The following is a 16145-nucleotide window of genomic DNA, read 5'->3' as shown; positions in this document are numbered from 1 at the left end:
AAATCACTCCTGGCTCGAATCATCGCCTTCGGGCGGAGATTCAGAAATTGCGTATGGATTTTGCAAACGCCACGCATGAACTAACGGAGCATAATCTTCCGAAGTCGTAGGCTCGGTCCAACCGCCAGGGCGAACGCGTTTACCGTCTGGACCACGACGTACAACGACTTCCGGATCCTCGCTATCCGGTCGCCGCCCAATCGGCGGCAAATCGATTAGCGCACGGACAGGCAGGCTTACCGCTTCGCCCACGATTAATGCTTCACCTGTGCGTAGAATCGGAAGCATCGAGAAAAGCCCCTCAAGATTGTCCGACGAGCACGAGCGGATCTGACCTCGGTCTGTTTCGTTGGTCAAGCGAAGCGCGAAGATAGTCCCGCATTGTGCAAGTACGGTGCTGTCGATTTCAGACGGTCGTTGGCTCACGAGCATCAGCCCAACGCCATACTTTCGCCCTTCCTTTGCAATTCGCCTTGCAGCTGCGGACGCGCGGCTCTTGGATTGGGCGTTCAGATACACGTGCGCTTCTTCCAACACCACCATTAATGGACGCGTCCGAGCACCCTCGGGCTTTGCCCGTCCCCAAAAAGCGGCATCGTAAAGTATTCGCAGCAGCGCGCCGACCAGATCGTCGAGGATCGTCGAAGGGATTCCTGAAAGATCGAAAACGGTAATCGGACGGCCCGTGCCGAGCCAGGATTTAAGAAGAGAATCGAGGTCGTGCTCCGTAGCCCCTTTATCATTGACCTGCCATTCGCCGGGACGGAACAAGAACTCTAGTCGGGGATCCTTCAGTTTTGCTTCCAGCAAATCAACGTGACTCTTGGGATGGTCAGCAGCGGCACTCTTATAGATCTGACTTTGCGAAATCGGTTTAAACCGTGGACGTTCAATGGTTAATGAATTGCCTTTGAGCGACTGTCCTACGCCATTAATCTCGTACGCCCGGGTCGCGACGGACTGGTTCTGGTTTAGGCTCGCGGTATGAGTCGCGTAATGGTGACAGTGGAGATCGTACCACAGCGTATGAATGCAAAAAGGCAGCGGTGTATCGGCGGTAATGCTTGATTCCGGGTAGCCGCTGGGAGTTCCGCTCGGTTGGGACTGCCGTTTCAGCTCGGTAATTTGATCCAGGATGTTGCCGACAGCTGTGCCGCTGATGGTACCAAACGTAAGGGCTATCAGCTCCTCCGAATTTAATGCCCAAAACGGAATGTTAAGTGGTCGCTCGCCATTTTCGAAGTTTGGGTTCCGAAGATATGCGGGGAAACATTTACCTCGTGATGACCCGTGATCGAGAAGGTTTACAATTTGTTGGAAAAGTCGACGACGCCGGAATCACGTTTAACATCTCGCCGGGTATGCAGACAAGCCTTCGGTTCACAAAGTCATCCTTCTCGTCGCCTGCTGGTGATTATTTTCTGCAGATTTACTACGATGATGGAAGCAGTGTTGGCGGGGCGTTGAAGAAGGTAACGGGAACTAATCCGATCTCGATCCAGCTTCGCTAGGTCAGTCGGGATACCCCTTCGGTTTCACCCTGACGAATCCCCATCCCTCGTGCTTCTTGATAATCTCGGTGAGGTCGTGTCCTCCGCCGAGAATGAGCAACGAGGTTTTGCCTCGCTTGACGATTCGTTTGACGATCGCTTCCTCCCGTTTGAGGTGCGTCTCGTCGTCGATCTGTCCATCCTTCGGCCGGGCTAACTCGTACTCCGGTCCCTCGGCAAGAATGACCTTCAGCTTCACGCCGTCGAGCAGGAGTTCACCAGGTGCATTTAATCGGAGGAGTTTCAGTTTGTGCTCGTCGATCAGTTCTTTCGCATCCTGCCCGTCGTCGGGCGAGACTTCCTTCAGATCGGCGTGATACTTCTTCAACGCCTTGATCTCCGCTTTGAAGATCGGGTTCGTCTTGTCCGTCAGCCCTTCGATAAAGACTTCCTTGGCGCCAGCCAGCAATTTCAGTTTCGATGCGTGGACGGCTGACGAATCCTTCAGGACCTGGGCGAATTCGGCGTCGAGCTTCTCCCCGGAGAGTTCCAGGTTCTTTCCCAAAAGTTCCTTGTTCACGATGTGGTAATCGAGGATGCGGATAATGAGCTTTTCACCCGGGACGACGGTTTCAACCTTCTCAACGCCCTCGTTCTTCGGGAGGAGGTCGGAATCGAGCATCCAGAAAAGCAGGAATAATGTGAACAAGGGCAATCTCGCATTTCGACGTGAACCAGCGTGGATTCTAGAATGTCCCTAGTTTGTTTCAACTTATTGGGGGTGGGCATGCTGGAATACCTGTCCGATCTTTTGTACGGCGATTTGGCAGCCCGCAGGAACGTTCAAAGGATCGATAAACCTCTTGGACACTCTGACGACGTGAACTCGCGCCTTGCCGCCTTGGATTGTCGGCACGACGTCCTCTTCAGGCCTGCCACACGTCGCCATGACGAGCTGATGCCAGAATGTTTTTTGCTCGTGCTTTATCGTCCAGTGCTTTCCGACGAGCTTGTTCTGGGAAAGGGTGACGCCGGGGAGGGTGAAGGTGATGAGCAAACGGTTTCGAGCGTAGCAAGCAACGGTCTAGCCAGCCAATCAATCTCTCCCGTCGAATGAAAGCCCGAACGTCCGGAAGAACCACCTGGCTCCCTTCGCGTGTCCGTCTGAATGGCATTTCAAACAGAGCTTCAACGTGTTTTGTTCCTCGTATCTCTCTTCCAAGTGCCGTCGTCGTTTAACATGATGCCGTAGCCGGCGAAGCGTACCATCGGGCAAAAGAAGCCGAGAGCTACGTCAATGCAGCTCACGCGGCAATAGCTGCGAGTGACGCCATCGGATGCTTCCTGCTCCAGAGCGAATGAGTCACCAACTCACCATCGACGGCCTCTGGGAGTCCACAGAAGAGCTTACCAAGGAAGCTGAAAGACTTTGCCAGAAGTTCCCCGCCGCAATCCCAACGCCGAAACTCTTCGCTGTCCTTGCTCTAAGAGAACGACTCCCCTGACGGTCAGTAGTCGAATGGCAGGAGAGCAGTTATCGCCCCTCCGGCATCGTCTTCGATAAATCAGAGAGGTTCAGAGCCTGCTTGCTCGAAGACCTGGAGATAATCGAGGCCGCTATGAAGGGCAGCGCGGCCCGGCAGCAGAGTTAGACAGCGCTCGATTGTCTCGGCCGTGTACTCGGCGATTGCCGCTGTGGTCGCCACGAACGGCTTTTCGCCCAATGGCTGGAACAGGTACCGAAACTCCGGCGAGTCGAACGGGATTTCCTGCTGCTTGAGAACGGGAAGCGAGTGCTCCATAGAGAAGAGTGGGAGGAAGTATACGCCGTGAAGGCAGCGGTTTGGCCACAATGAGACGCCGCGGTCAAGAGGGACACGCCGAAGCGGTAAACTCTTGACGGCATAGGCGGTGAAATTGCGAGAATTGGCCTGCCTTCACCGGCTTACTTCCGACGATTTCTATGAATGCGCGGATGTTCACGGTCCCCGGCAACTTTGCGGGATGCCTTATCGGGTGCCAAATTCGTCCAAAAGGGTGCCAAATCGTGGAATTCGTGGAAATTTTAGACGGCGAAGAGCATAGCCACGAAACGAGAAAAGCCCCGTAAAACAGGGCTTTCCTCTAGTGGCTCCGCTCGGACTCGATCCGAGAACCCTCTGATAAAGAGTCAGATGCTCTGCTGGTACAGATAAGAGCCGACACCTTGCTCCTGCACAAACGCTCACGCTGCAAGTGGTTGTGCGTAGATTTCGAGACAAAGGTTTTGGAGACATCTTCTTCAGAGAACCGTCATAAAGTGTTAGTTGCATTTTCAGCTGTCAACCACCGGGTGGCAGGTTCGACGTGCAGTCGGCGACGATTGTCCAGACATCACCGAGCCGCCGAACTTCAGCATCTGACTTCCGAGCGTCACCCGGGTGCCGACCGCCGGTTTGTTGTTGTTATCGACGTAATCGCGGCTTAGATCGAAATCGATTCCATCGATCCCAGCCCATAAACCATTCACGACGTACGAATCCCAATTCACGTACGTGTCACCGGCGACGAGCGCGCCGAGGCTAAGAACCGAACCTTCGTCGGAATAAGGCATTGGTAACACCGGATCTCCCAAGTCGCCGTCCCGGACCCGCAGCCCCATGTTATAGATCAGTGGTTTGGAAACGGTGCGATAAACGCCCGGATTGCTCTGCTGCGCGAAGGCGCCAAAGGGAACAATGAACCTACATGCTTCGACCGACGCTTTCACCAGCGGTTCGGCACAGCAAGGATTAATCGCTTTGTTCAAATCCAACCGGAGCACCGCATCGACCGCCCTCACGGTCGGCTCCTACGCGATCCGATACGCGTTCGCGGGCGACGTGATTGGGTTCAACGCCGCCGCCAATGGTGCTGGGACACTAAGGGTAATTTCCGCGCTCGTCGCTCCGTCGATCACGAGCACTCCATCTTCACAAACGGTGATTGCTGGAAACAATGTCACTTTCACCGCAGCCGCGAATGGAAACCCAACGCCGACGGTGCAATGGCAAGTCAGCACGAATGGCGGAACCTCCTATTCGAACATATCCGGCGCAACCGGAACAACGTTGACTCTCACTGCGGCCGCGACGCAAAATGGCGCTCGCTATCGAGCCGTCTTTACGAACAGCGTGGGCTCAGCGACGACATCAGCGGCCACGTTGACCGTTCAATCGGCTCCCACGATTTCCACTCAGCCAGTCAGTCAAGCGATTCGCTTGGGCAACAACGTAACCTTTACCGCTGCCGCCGCAGGCAACCCAACGCCTACAGTGCAATGGCAAGTCAGCGCTAATGGCGGCTTGACTTTCACCAACATTTCTGGGGCGATAAGCAATACTTATCAGTTCACGACATCATCCAGTCAGAATGGCAATCTGTATCGCGCGGTGTATACCAACAGCGTTGGGACTGTCGCGACCACCGCCGCCACACTAACGGTGCAAGTGGCGCCGTCAGTGACCACCAATCCTGTGAGTCAAACCGTCGTTGCGGGAACGAACGTGACCTTCACCGCCGGCGCCTCGGGCAACCCTCCACCCACGGTGCAATGGCAAGTCAGCACCAACGGCGGAACAAGCTACTCCAATATCTCGGGCGCGACGAATACAACCCTGATACAGGCTGCCATCAGCACAGCGCTCGTTTCATTGCCTAACTGATGAAGCATCCCCCGACGTTCAAATGCAGGATCGGCGTTGATCGAGCATTGTTGCTGCCGCAGGTGCTTTCTCGAAATGCGGAGCAGTATGGCGATTACGGACCAACGCTCGCGGCTGAACGTTTGACAGCGGAAGGATCGGTAGTGGTCGCGGAGACGTTCGTCGCTGGTTGTTGTCGCGGGGCTGTGGTCACTTCAGCGGCGGTCGAAGGTTCCTTATCGGTGTCGAGCATGCCAGCGAATGGCACCTGCTACGTTTCACACTAGACTCGTGTCCCGAAAAGCGCACCGACTCCCGCCGTGAGCGCCATTGCTAATACGCCCCAGAATGTCACTCGCAGAGAAGCTTTGAGCACAGGAGCACCGCCTACATAGGCGCTAACTCCTCCCAGCAATGCCAGGAATACAACCGAAGTCCCCATCACGACAGGAATCAACGCCTGTGATGGGACGGTGATCGCAATGAGCAACGGCATCGCGGCGCCGACGGCAAACGTGGCTGCGGAAGCAAGTGCCGCCTGCAAAGGCCGAGCCGTCGTCAACTCAGAAATTCCCAATTCATCGCGGGCATGAGTGGCCAGGGCGTCGTGAGCCATTAATTGCGAGGCGACTTGTTCGGCCAACGCTTCGTCGAGTCCTCGCTGGACATAGATCGCCGTCAATTCGCGTTTCTCACCGATGTGATCGGAAGCGAGCTCCTTACGCTCCCGCGCCAAGTCTGCCTGCTCCGTATCGGACTGCGAACTGACAGAGACATATTCGCCTGCAGCCATGGACATAGCGCCTGCGACTAATCCCGCCATTCCGGCTACGAGAATCTCACTGGAAGCGGCCTGCGAAGAAGCTACGCCGACGACGAGGCTGGCAGTGGAAACGATTCCATCGTTGGCCCCGAGTACCGCTGCTCGAAGCCAACCGATGCGATCGGTGCGGTGCAATTCGCGATGTAAAGACCTCACGATTCGTACATCTCCCCACGATGCCACTTTGATGCCGCGGCGTTTGGTTACTTCCCGCGGTATCGGAATTGCGGTTTCGCCGCGGTTTGCATGATACCACTGCCGACGCTCCGCAGGCTCCGATCTAGTTCCGCCATGACGGCTTGCAAGGCGGCGGTCCACGCGTCGTCCGCTGCGGTATGGTGGGTCTTGGCCACCGCCGTCAGGGTTTCGTCATCCACCTTGCTCAACTGAATCGCCTGCCGCGGATCAGCGATTCCTTGTGGATTCCCGTCCGCCGAAATGAGAGCGAAACTTCTCGCTGCGGACTGTTGGCGAGTCAAACGGTTCGATGCGCCCGAGTATTCATAAACACGATCGGTACCGGCATCGACGATCCAAATGTGATTGACGTCATTTGGGTCGATGGTTAGGCCGGTTGGCGTGCGATTGGCAGCGTCGATCTGCCAACTCCCCTGCAAAACGCCACCGAGCGAGTAGCGGAATACCTTGTCAACCGAACTGGTATCGTTCACCACCCAGAGATGTGCGCCATCGGTCGTCACATCGTACGGATCGTGATTGCTCGCAGCCAGAGCGAAGCTCGACGTTGCCTTCACACTGCCAGTACGCCGCACGGCGCCACCGGCGAAGAAGAAGACCCGATCCGTTTCGCGGTCAACGATCCACATATCCGTGCCGTTCGTGGCGATTCCTTCGGGCTTGTCGATGCCGTCAACCTTCCATTGGCCGAGCAGTCGTCCACTCTGGTCGTGTACATACACCTTGCCGTCCTTTATCGACGATCCAATACACCGAGCCGTCTTTGTTCGCGGCAACTCCCCGCGACTCCTGGGCTTCCTTGTTCAGCGAGTGACGAACAACCAGATTGCCTGCGGCATCGTAGTTGAATGTCTGGTCGGCCGTTGCATCGACCACGATGAACTTGGTTCCGCTTGGCGTGGGAACTGCTTTCACTTCGATCGTGACCGTCACCAAACTGCTGTTCAGCAGCCCATCGCTGGCCAGGTAGGTGAATGAATCGAACCCGGCATATGCCGCCTGTGGGGTATAGTTGAATGATCCATTCGAATTGAAAGACAGGGTTCCGTTGACCGGGTTCGTCACTACCGCCGCTGACAGCAAATCGCCGTCAACATCGCGGTCATTGGCTAACACACCGTTGGCGGCAGTTACCGTGAGCGCAACCCCCTGGTTGGTCTGATAGGCGTCTATCGTTCCGACTGGCGGATCGTTGACTGGCGTCACCGTGATGGCCACGGTGACGACGTTCGAATTGGTCAAGCCATCGTTCGCGCGGTAGGTGAAGGCATCGGGCCCGTTATTGTAGGCGATCGGGACATAGACGAACGAGCCGTCAGCATTCAGCGACAACGAGCCGTGGCTAGGACCACTCACCAGAGTCGCACGCAGCGAATCACCATCTACGTCAACGTCAACGTCATTGCCCAGCACACCACCGGGCATCACGGACAAAATAGCGCCTTCGGGTGTCGCGAACGATTCGCCCAATGCCAGGGGGGCGTCGTTGACTGCGGCGATGGTGAGGCTGACGGTGGTGATCCCTGAGTCCAGCAAGCCATCGTTTGCCCGATACGCGAAACTGTCCGGGCCGTTGTAATTGGCACTGGGTGAATACGAAAACATACCGTCCGGATTCAAGATCAACGTGCCGTGGCTGGGGCTAGTCACGAGTCTAGCCGATAACGGGTCGGCGTCGGCGTCGGTGTCATTTGCCAAAACACCGTTGGCTGTGATCAGCAATGGAGTATCTTCGGCAGTCGAATATGCGTTGGCAACCGCAACCGGCACATCGTTCACGGAAGTGATGGCCAGGCTCACAGTGACCACATTCGAATCCAGAACGCCATCGTTGGCTTTGTAGCTGAAGCTATCCGTGCCGTTGTAAGTCGCACTCGGTGGATAGATGAACGATCCGTTGGCATTGAGCGTCAACGTACCATGGCTGGGATTGTTCACTAGAGTTGCAGTCAGTGCGCCACTATCGGTATCGTTATCGTTATCGTTATTCAGCACACCGTTTGCGGAAATCGACAGCGAAACATTCTCTGCCGTCGTGTACGAGTCCGGCACTGCGACGGGGGCATCCTCGACACTCGTGACGGTAATGGTGAACGATTGGGCGGCACTTGTGTCGACACCTCCATTGGCAGTGCCGCCGTTATCATGCAGCGCCACGGTCACGATTGCGGTGCCAAACGCGTTCGCTGCTGGTGTGAAGGATAGCGTGCCGTCGGCTGAGATAGTGGGTTGAACGCTGAAGAGCGAACTCTGGTTATTGCTGACCAGGAAATTCACCAACTGACTCGCTTCGCTGGCAGGACCGGCACTAATCGCGCTTGCCCAGGCTGCAATGGATTGAGCACTCGCGTCTTCAGCAACGGATACATTCCCGCTGCTGATGAACGAAGGTGCTGCGTTCGCCAATTCAACACTCGAAGTAACACCGCCGAAGTTGTCTTCGACTTCGATTTCGCCAGGATCCAGGTCGTCGAACTCATAGCCGTTGCCAGGAATGGGCGTGCCGATGACGACCGGAATCGAACCCAGTACGACGTTGGTCCCAGCCCGCACGAATTGCAGATCAAAGCGATGCGGGATGCCGTCGCCAACGAATTCGATATCGAACGTCGCAGTGCTGCCGGCTCCAATGCTATGGAGCGTGCCAGTGTGATTGATGATGCGGACGCGCGGATCGGACGCTTGCACTTCAATATCAACGGCAACGTTGGTCACGGCGTTCTGAATGGCGTTGGTCACACCATTCGCCACGCTGGCGCCGAAGCCGGAGGCAATCTGGAAGTACAAGGGATCTCCGGGTGCGATCGGGTCGGCTGTGCCATTCGCGATCGTCCCGGTCGATTGATTTGTGGCACCAGTCAGCTTGGAAATCGCTTCCAATCCTTGCCGTGGGTCCAATGTGGCTTCCGTATTCGTTCCCAGTCCAATCACCAGCGCACCCAGGGCGTTCAAGCCGGTGATCGTCTGCTGCAATCCAGCGCCGTAGTTGAAGGGCGTCTCGGGGCGGGAGGTTTCAGTCAATGACGAAACAGGAACGGAGACGCCGCCCAATCCCGTGACGGTGGTTTCACCCTGTGGTTGATAAGCAAAGCCCGTATCGGTTGCCAGCAGAATGATCGGCAGGGCGCCAGCGCGGAAACCAGCACCACCGATGCTGCCCGCGGCGGACATGACGTTGTTGGCAGGGTCGGCCACGAACGAGGCGAACGAAGGAACATCGCCGCTGCTCCCCGGATTGAGTTGCGTGGCCGCGAGTCCAGCCGGGCCGCTATCGAGCACCGAGCCATTGTTGTTGCCATCGAAACCGCGGCCGGTCACCAGTTGATACAGAGCTTCGATGTCTGTTTCGGGTTGATCGCCGCCATAACCTGGCGTGGTGCGATTGAGGGCCGCTTGAATCGCCGCGAGGTAACCGCTCGAACTAGCGGCCACAATTGGTTGATTGAGGATGAAGGGGCGACCCGTTGCATATTCCCAGGCAAAATTGGCATATTCCTCCTGTCGTCCGACACCGAACCCGAGATCAATCCCGGGCAGCGATGTTTGTAACTGCGAGATGATGTCAGGAAAGGCAGCCCGTATGATCGGACAGTTATTCACGAAGCTGCCGGTATCGTCAAACAGCAGGAACACATCGACCAGGTTCGTCAGCGCGCCCGTGTTGGGTAGTGTCAAGCTAACCGACTGGCGATAACTACCACCGGTGGCCAGTGATGTCGTGATGCTCAAGGGGTTCACGTTACCGACAGCCGGATTGCTGACGCCACTGGGCCAGAGAATCCCACCGACGGTGGTTGGTGATGTCTGCGAGTAGCCCGCTGACGCAACCTCTCGTACGACGTAAGCGCCCGGCGACAAGTTCGTAAAGGAATAGGATCCATTGGCCAGTGTTACGGTGCTGGGCTCGTCAGCGTTTTGGATGTTGTCCCGATTCAGGTCGATGAAGATGGTTGCTCCGCCGACGCCTGATTCACCCGCATCGCGCGTATGGTTGCCGTTAGCATCATCGAATTTGACGCCATGGATCTCGTTGTCCCGATAGACGTCGGCAAAGTCGACTCCCGTTTGACCCACGGCGGCGTTGATGGTTGCGGCATGGGAGCGCTGTGCATCGGGTGTAGCACTTAGCGTTGCGGAGACTACTTGCCGCACGGTGTAGGTGCCGCTGGCCAGGTGCGTGAAGCTGTAGGTACCCGCCTCGTCGACTCCAGGAGTGTAATACAGATCCGCTGAAGTCTGGACCTGCGGTTCATCTGCATCAAACACAGCATTGTTGTTCAAATCAAGGTAGACGGTGATGCCACCCAGTCCTTTCTCACCAGCATCTCGAGTTTGATTGCGATTGGTGTCGGCGAACACAGTTCCACGAATGCTAGAGTCTTTGATTTCTGCTTCGCCAAAGTCGAGGCCGCTCGCGGTATCGCCGCTGCGGAGCGCGATCGTTCGGGAGTTCGTCAGGGGTGCCGTGGCCCGCCAGCCCGAGGTGGGCTGCACCAAAATCGTGACAGTGCCCGGCAGCACTCCCGTCAAGGTGTAACTGCCATCGGCTACGGACGTGGCCTGCGGTTCGTCGGCGCTCAGGAGCCGGGCGGAGTTGACATCGACAAACACTTTCCAGCCAGCCAGGCCCGAATCGCCGGCATCGCGTACGCCGTTCGCATTGAGGTCGTTCCACACGACGCCGCTGACCGAGCCTGGCGTTGAAACGGCGACGTTGTAATTGGCAAAATCAGGGGCGATAGAGTCAGCACCTGAGTAAACGATAACCGATTGATTGTCGCTGAAGGTTGTCGATGCTTCCCACCCCGTGGGAAGCACCTCGATCACGTCGTACTCACCCACTTGCAAGTCGGCGAACGCATAATCACCGCTGGCGTCGGTCAGAGTCGTCGGCTCGGCCGGATCTGCTAACCGGTTGCGGTTGAGATCGAGATAGATCGTCCAGTTGGCAAGTCCCGCATCGAGGTAGGCTCCGGTGAGCGTGTTCACATCCCGCAATCCGTTGCGATTGAGGTCGTTCCACACGGTGCCGCGAATTGAACCGTTCTGCACGGTGAAATTCGCGAAATCACCGGCGTTGAAACTTCGCCGCCAGCGACCGCGACCGTCTGGCGGGAATCGAACGTAGGGGAAACGTCCCAGCCATCTGGCAGGACTTCCGTGACTTCATAATCACCGGCGTCCAGACTGATGAAGGCATAGTTGCCGTTGGCGTCGGTCAGGGTCGATAGCTCGCCAGCATCGAGTGCGCGATTGTTGTTGGTGTCGAGAAAGACAGTCCAATCGGCGAGTCCTGGCTCCGCAAATTCACCTGTCGCTGGATCGGTTTCGCGCACCCCATTAGCATTGGCGTCGTTCCAAATTACGCCTTGAATGGAACCGTTGGTCAGGCTGAAGTTGGCAAAGTCCTGCACTACCTGCTGCCGGGCGGCAACACCTGCCGACTGACGAATGTCGAAGCGCGACGGGACATCCCAACCCGTGGGGAGAACTTCCGTCAATTCATAATCGCCCGGTGGTAGCCCTACGAACGAGTAGCTGCCATCGGCTGCCGCGATCGTGGCTGGCTCATCGACGCCGGGGAGTCGATCGTTGTTGAGATCCAGGAACACCGTCCAGCCTGCCAGCCCCGGTTCCGTGAAGGTGCCTGAAGTGGGATCAGTGGCGCGGATGTTGTCTTGATTGAGGTCATTCCAAACGGTTCCGACGATGTCACCGCCACTGAAATTGAAGAAATCGCTTCGGGTTGACCGACCCGCGGTGACGATGACGTCCTGCAAAACGGGCGCTGTCGCGGTCCAACCGCTCTGCATCACTCCGCCGACGCGGTAGGTATTCGGCACGAGCCGGTTGATCGAATAAAAGCCGTCCCGGTTGGTGACTGCCGAAGGTTCGGCCGTGCCTGCAGCATCATTATTCAGTGTTCCGCTGTTATCCAGGTCGAGATACACCGTCCAGCCGGCCACGCCGTTCTGTTCGATGTCCCGCGGACCACATCGGCCACCAGCATGGCGAGCAACGAGCGTCCCTCCAGATTCTCTACCGTCAGAAACCGCCGCCGCTGGTGGTTGCTGCGGGCTTTGGACTTCGCAACTCGGTTTCCTTTTGACTGCCATTCATCAACAGAGAAGTGGGGGCATTCATGGTGAGATCCTTGTGACACGGTTGAAGAGAGAGGAATTGAGTTGATTCGCTCGACTTACGAACGGTTAGACTCGAAGAATATGGGGACTCACTTTTTAAGAATGCCGGGATTTTTCCCATGTGAAATAATTCTTGCCGGGGTTTCCCCGGCAGTCACTTTGGCGCGCCTGGCATACCGTTGAGATATGCGTTTGCCCTGGGTGGCTACACTCGCAATTGATTACTTGCCGAAAATTTGCCGATCGCAATCCATGCCAACCCGACAAAATCTCGAACTGGACACCATCCGACCTCTGCGGCTGTTTGTCATCATCCTGGTGTTGCTGTTCACGATCGAAGTCCTGGTGATGCTGGTTCTGCCGCATCTCCTGCCACACGATGGGACAAAAATCGTCGAGGCACTCATTGACGCTTGTTTGCTGACCGGCGTGCTCGCGCCGTTGCTCTGGTACCTGATTGTGAAGCCGCTCCAGAAACTTGCGGCAACCCGCCAGCGACTGTTGGCGCTCACTCTGTCCGCCCACGAGAGCGAACGCGGGCGCAATGCCAGGGATTTACACGACAGCGTGGGGCAATCGTTGACCGGCCTGATGATCGGTCTAAAGACAATGGAAAGCCTGACACAGATAGCCGCTTTGCAACAACAAGCGAGGGAATTGCGCCAGATTGGGAGTGATATGCACGACGAAATCCGTAGGTTAGCCCGGGGATTGCGTCCGGCCGTGTTGGATGATCTAGGGTTGGTTCCAGCCCTGGAGCGCCTGGTTGAAGATCTCGCAGCCTCGCACCAAATCGAAGCCACGTTCGAACGCGATTGCGAGCAGGGAGCCAGGCTGCCCGACGACCTGCAAACGGCCGTATATCGCATCGTGCAGGAAGCAGCTACCAATGCAGTCAGGCACGGTAAGGCAAAGCACGTGCAAATTAAACTGACTTGCAGTCCACGAAAGCTGACGATTGCAGTTTCCGATGATGGTGTGGGCTTTGAGGTCGCTGCAGCGCTGCGGCTGGATCAAGTGAATAGCCCTTTCGGTCTGTTGAGCATTCACGAGCGGGCTGGATTGTTAGGAGGGGAAGCTCAGATCACTTCTCAGCCTGGCCGGGGAACTCAGATCCGAGTGACCTTTCCTTTGCAAGAATTGGTGGCAAGCGATGGCTAGGACTCGAATTATCGTCGCGGACGACCACGCCGTACTCCGCAGTGGGCTGAAGTTGCTGATCAACTCACAACCGGATATGCAGATTGTAGGCGAAGCTGGCAGCCACGACGAAGCACTGCGCAAGGCCCGCGAACTCAAGCCTGACGTGATGACTCTCGATCTGACCATGCCCGGCGGCACGGGAGTGCACGTCATCGAATCACTGTCACGCGAATGTCCGCAGACCCGTGTCGTGGTGCTAACGATGCACGACGATGCTGCCTACTTCCGGGTGGCGATGGCCGCCGGTGCGTTTGGCTACGTTGTCAAGCAGTCGGCCGATACCGAATTACTCGACGCTATTCGCTGCGTAGCGCGAGGGAAGATTTACACACAAGTTCTGCTCGCGGCAGCATCAGATCGGCCTGCGATCGCGCCAGCTCCGCCGAACGGACCGACAAGCTTGATTGACACGCTCAGCGAACGTGAGCGCGAAGTGCTCACTATGGTCGCGCAGGGACACACTAACCAGGCGATTGCCGATCGGCTCGACTTGAGTGTGAAGACAGTCGAATCGTATCGCGCGCGACTGATGACGAAATTGGGCCTGCATAATCGGGCCGAACTCACGCAACTCGCCATGGAAGCTGGCTTGCTTGCAGGCAGCGGCGGACAGGATTGAATTGCGATACCTATACCTCAGGATTATCGAGAGAATTACGTTGCCAAATTCGCCTGCCACCAGTTCCACTTCTTCCATCCCACCAACTGCCGCGAAAGCTTCGCCGCCGATATTCGGAGCCATCGCAACCGCCATTTGTGCGGCATTGGGAATTGTCGGCGCTGTTTTCCACTCGCTGGAGTTTTCGAGCGCGCCGACATGGTCAATCGCGGCCTGTGTCGGCGCCTACTTGGCGGGCGGACTAGGGCCGACCGCCAATGCACTGGCTGCGTTGCGGAAACGCGAACTCAATGTCGATCTGCTGATGATTCTCGCCGCGATTGGTGCAGCCACGATTGACGATTGGCTGGAAGGGGTGGTGCTGCTCTTTCTGTTCTCACTTAGCGGCACCCTCGAAGCGTTTGCCATGTATCGGACGACTCGTTCCATTGAGTCACTCATTCAACTTCTACCACGCGAAGCCATGTTAGTGCAGCTAGGCGTTGCCGACGATAAAAGAGTCCCCGTGGAATTTCTGCAAATTGGCGATGTCATTCGGGTCCGACCCGGTGAACGCTTTGCGGTCGATGGCGTGGTAACTGATGGAGAGACTTGGGCAGACGAAGCGACTTTGACCGGCGAGAGCGAACCAATCCACAAGCCGCTCGGCGCGACGGTGTTTTCCGGCACGATCAACGGCCAGGGAAGTGTGCTGGTGCGAATGACGAAGGCGGTTGCCGACACCACGCTGGAGCGGATCGTCAAGATGGTGCAGGAATCGCAGGCGCAAAAGACGCCGACGCAACGCTTTGTCGAATCATGGCAACAGCCGTATGTGATGGGCGTCCTGCTCGTTGCGACGCTCGTGTTCGTAGGTGCCAAAATCGTACACACGGCCAGTTGGTACGATGCGTTCTATCATGCGATGGTGATACTCGTAGCAGCTTCCCCCTGCGCGGTGGTGGTCAGCGCACCCGCGGTTCTGCTCTCGGCGATTGCGCGGGCCGGCCGGCATGGAGTGCTCTTTAAAGGGGGCATTCACCTGGAGTCGCTGGGACAAGTCGATGTGATTGCCTTCGATAAGACCGGGACCGTGACGATTGGCAAACCGGGTGTCACGGAAATTTGGACTCCGGCGGGTGTCGATGTGGCTCGGTTGCTCAGCCTGGTTGCGACCGTTGAACAACGTAGCGAGCATCCGTTAGGAGTACCGGTCGTCGATGAAGCCCGCAAACGCGGAGTGGGTTTGTCGGAATCGCCGCTGGGAGATTTTCACAGCCACACGGGCCTCGGCGTTCATGCCCGGATTGATGGAATCTGGGTTGGCGCCGGCCGCGAGGGACTGTTCGAGACTCATGGCATTCAGGTTCCTGGGGCGCTCGCCGAACAGGCACAACGCATCCGCGAAGCTGGGCAGACCGCCTTGCTGATTGTGACCGATCAGGAATCGCTCTGCGGCATCATCGGCGTGGCTGATCAGATTCGTCCGGAAGCTATGATGACTATGGACGCGCTGAAGCGCCTGGGAATTCGCAAGATCGTGGTTCTGACCGGCGATCATGAGCGAGTTGCCCGCTCGATTGCAGCCACGTTGCATGCAGATGACGTTCGCGCGGGCTTGATGCCCGATCAAAAAGTCGTTGAACTCCGCCGGCTCGCCGAAAATGGCGGAATGGTGGCCATGGTGGGTGACGGGGTCAACGACGCCCCTGCGTTGGCCGCAGCGAGCGTGGGAATTGCGATGGGAGGTGCTGGCACGGACGTCGCGTTAGAAGTGGCCGATGTGGTGCTGATGCGAGATGACTTGCGAGCGCTGCCGCTCGCCGTTTGGATTAGTCATCTGGCCCGCAGACGCGTTCGCCAGAACATGATCTTCGCGTTTTCGATGATCGCGGTGCTGGTGATTTCAACGTTTTTCGATCTACCCCTGTGGTTAGGCGTATTGGGGCATGAAGGGAGCACAGTAATCGTGGTTTTCAACGGCTTGCGGATTCTCTGGGAGAAGACGCCAAAGTTTACTTGAGCCCG

At 57.0% G+C, this 16145-nt stretch carries 13 protein-coding genes; 4 read left to right on the top strand and 9 right to left on the bottom strand.

Going from position 1 to position 16145, the window contains the following annotated elements; all coding sequences use genetic code 11:
• Window positions 1–3: 3 nt before the first annotated feature.
• The 5 genes from M9Q49_RS18320 to M9Q49_RS18300 all read right to left on the bottom strand — a co-directional run bounded on the left by M9Q49_RS18320 (window position 4) and on the right by M9Q49_RS18300 (window position 4293).
• Window positions 4–1311, bottom strand: a complete 1308-nt coding sequence (locus M9Q49_RS18320) for a helicase HerA domain-containing protein (protein WP_315861205.1) — start codon at window positions 1309–1311, stop codon at window positions 4–6.
• A gap of 201 nt (window positions 1312–1512) precedes the next feature.
• Entirely contained in the window at window positions 1513–2172 is a 660-nt protein-coding gene (locus M9Q49_RS18315) for a hypothetical protein (RefSeq protein ID WP_254510272.1), read from the bottom strand.
• Between the two features lie 90 nt (window positions 2173–2262).
• Window positions 2263–2547 (bottom strand): hypothetical protein, encoded by a 285-nt coding sequence (locus tag M9Q49_RS18310; protein ID WP_254510271.1) that lies wholly within the window; start codon window positions 2545–2547, stop codon window positions 2263–2265.
• A 508-nt stretch (window positions 2548–3055) separates the two neighbouring features.
• Window positions 3056–3292, bottom strand: a complete 237-nt coding sequence (locus M9Q49_RS18305; RefSeq protein WP_254510270.1) for a hypothetical protein — start codon at window positions 3290–3292, stop codon at window positions 3056–3058.
• A gap of 512 nt (window positions 3293–3804) precedes the next feature.
• On the bottom strand, window positions 3805–4293 hold the full coding sequence (locus M9Q49_RS18300; RefSeq protein ID WP_254510269.1) for a hypothetical protein: 489 nt from the start codon (window positions 4291–4293) through the stop codon (window positions 3805–3807).
• On the opposite strand from M9Q49_RS18300, the gene M9Q49_RS18295 reads away from it, so the two are divergent.
• Window positions 4271–5173 (top strand): immunoglobulin domain-containing protein, encoded by a 903-nt coding sequence (locus M9Q49_RS18295; protein WP_254510268.1) that lies wholly within the window; start codon window positions 4271–4273, stop codon window positions 5171–5173. The two genes, M9Q49_RS18300 and M9Q49_RS18295, sit on opposite strands and share 23 nt — an antisense overlap.
• Window positions 5174–5435: 262 nt before the next feature.
• Here M9Q49_RS18295 and M9Q49_RS18290 read toward each other — a convergent pair whose 3' ends face one another.
• The 4 genes from M9Q49_RS18290 to M9Q49_RS18275 all read right to left on the bottom strand — a co-directional run bounded on the left by M9Q49_RS18290 (window position 5436) and on the right by M9Q49_RS18275 (window position 12139).
• Window positions 5436–6110 (bottom strand): VIT1/CCC1 transporter family protein, encoded by a 675-nt coding sequence (locus M9Q49_RS18290; protein ID WP_254510267.1) that lies wholly within the window; start codon window positions 6108–6110, stop codon window positions 5436–5438.
• 68 nt (window positions 6111–6178) lie between these two features.
• Complete coding sequence (locus M9Q49_RS18285; protein ID WP_254510266.1) at window positions 6179–6895, bottom strand: hypothetical protein; 717 nt, start codon at window positions 6893–6895, stop codon at window positions 6179–6181.
• Window positions 6846–11225: a tandem-95 repeat protein gene (locus M9Q49_RS18280; RefSeq protein ID WP_254510265.1), complete on the bottom strand. Its 4380-nt coding sequence runs from the start codon at window positions 11223–11225 to the stop codon at window positions 6846–6848. Before M9Q49_RS18280 ends, M9Q49_RS18285 begins: the two co-directional genes overlap by 50 nt.
• On the bottom strand, window positions 11159–12139 hold the full coding sequence (locus M9Q49_RS18275) for an SdrD B-like domain-containing protein (protein ID WP_254510264.1): 981 nt from the start codon (window positions 12137–12139) through the stop codon (window positions 11159–11161). Before M9Q49_RS18275 ends, M9Q49_RS18280 begins: the two co-directional genes overlap by 67 nt.
• A gap of 429 nt (window positions 12140–12568) precedes the next feature.
• Here M9Q49_RS18275 and M9Q49_RS18270 point away from each other — a divergent pair, with 429 nt between their 5' ends.
• Genes M9Q49_RS18270 through M9Q49_RS18260 form a run of 3 tightly spaced genes read left to right on the top strand, consistent with a single transcriptional unit; the run spans window position 12569 to window position 16140 of the window.
• The gene (locus M9Q49_RS18270) at window positions 12569–13477 is read left to right on the top strand and encodes a sensor histidine kinase (protein WP_254510263.1); all 909 of its coding nucleotides are present in this window, start codon (window positions 12569–12571) and stop codon (window positions 13475–13477) included.
• Window positions 13470–14138, top strand: coding sequence for a response regulator (locus tag M9Q49_RS18265; protein ID WP_254510262.1), 669 nt, complete (start codon window positions 13470–13472; stop codon window positions 14136–14138). Before M9Q49_RS18270 ends, M9Q49_RS18265 begins: the two co-directional genes overlap by 8 nt.
• A gap of 40 nt (window positions 14139–14178) precedes the next feature.
• Entirely contained in the window at window positions 14179–16140 is a 1962-nt protein-coding gene (locus M9Q49_RS18260) for a heavy metal translocating P-type ATPase (RefSeq protein ID WP_254510261.1), read from the top strand.
• The last annotated feature ends 5 nt before the right edge of the window (window positions 16141–16145 follow it).

Origin of the sequence: Anatilimnocola floriformis (assembly GCF_024256385.1) — a bacterium.
GTDB classification, from domain to species: Bacteria; Planctomycetota; Planctomycetia; order Pirellulales; family Pirellulaceae; genus Anatilimnocola; species Anatilimnocola floriformis.
Note: the sequence above shows the minus strand (reverse complement) of the source record. Positions and strands in the feature narration are given on the sequence as shown.